The organism is Flavobacterium sp. ABG, from assembly GCF_001027725.1.
Classification (GTDB): Bacteria; Bacteroidota; Bacteroidia; order Flavobacteriales; family Flavobacteriaceae; genus Flavobacterium; species Flavobacterium cupriresistens.
In genome coordinates this window covers 1-812 of sequence record NZ_LEKS01000048.1, presented here as the reverse complement: position 1 = coordinate 812, position 812 = coordinate 1, and the positions used below count along the sequence as shown (strand labels likewise).

The following is an 812-nucleotide window of genomic DNA, read 5'->3' as shown; positions in this document are numbered from 1 at the left end:
GCAGATTTTCCAGTTTTATAAGACTGATTAATGTTAGTGTGTACTTATTGTCAGTGGTGTATATTTTGACATAATCTTTCAATCCTTCGATAAATAAAATATCTGAAAAATTCAATTTTACATTTTCATATTCAGCTCTTACAAACATAAAATCCTGTTCGATTTCAGGAGTGGAAATCAAGTTGTTACTTACAGGTAAATTTTGTGGATTGAAAATTTGTTGTGCCCTTAAAACAGATTTTAAAAACCGATGAAACGGAATGGGTTTTACCAAATAATCAACCGCGCCAAGATTAAATCCTTCAACAGCATAATTAGAATAAGCAGTTGTAAATATGATTAACGGTTTTTTCTCTATGGCATTAATAAAATCAATCCCTGAAAAATGAGGCATTTCAATATCTAAAAAAATCAAATCAACATTGGACTGATTGATTATTGAAATAGCATCAATAGCATTAGTGAATGTGTTGACCAGTTCAAGAGAATCTACTTTGCTGACAAATTCTTTGAGCAAATCAACCGCTAAAGGCTCGTCGTCTATAATTACACATTTCATCTTTTTTGTTTTTTATTTAAAATTTGGAACAATTAAAATCTACATCAGGTTTCTAATTAAAAGAAGTTTGAATTTGGTCTAGTTTTAAATTTAAATGGACACTATAATTACTGTCTGTCTCAATAATAGTAAGTTGGTGTGCATTAGGATAAAGGAGATTCAGGCGATTTTCAATATTGGTCATTCCTATCCCTGAATTTTCCGGATCTTTCCTGTGATTTTCAATTTTGTTTTCTACCCAAAAATCTAAAAT

1 protein-coding gene and 1 pseudogene are annotated in these 812 nt (G+C 29.9%); both read right to left on the bottom strand.

All coding sequences use genetic code 11. The features are described 5' to 3' along the window. Positions 1-559 (bottom strand): LytR/AlgR family response regulator transcription factor (locus AB674_RS21580; RefSeq protein ID WP_047779356.1); only part of this gene is annotated, 559 nt, incomplete at its 3' end. Between the two features lie 52 nt (positions 560-611). After that, positions 612-812: pseudogene (locus AB674_RS22920) on the bottom strand (histidine kinase); the annotation flags it as partial.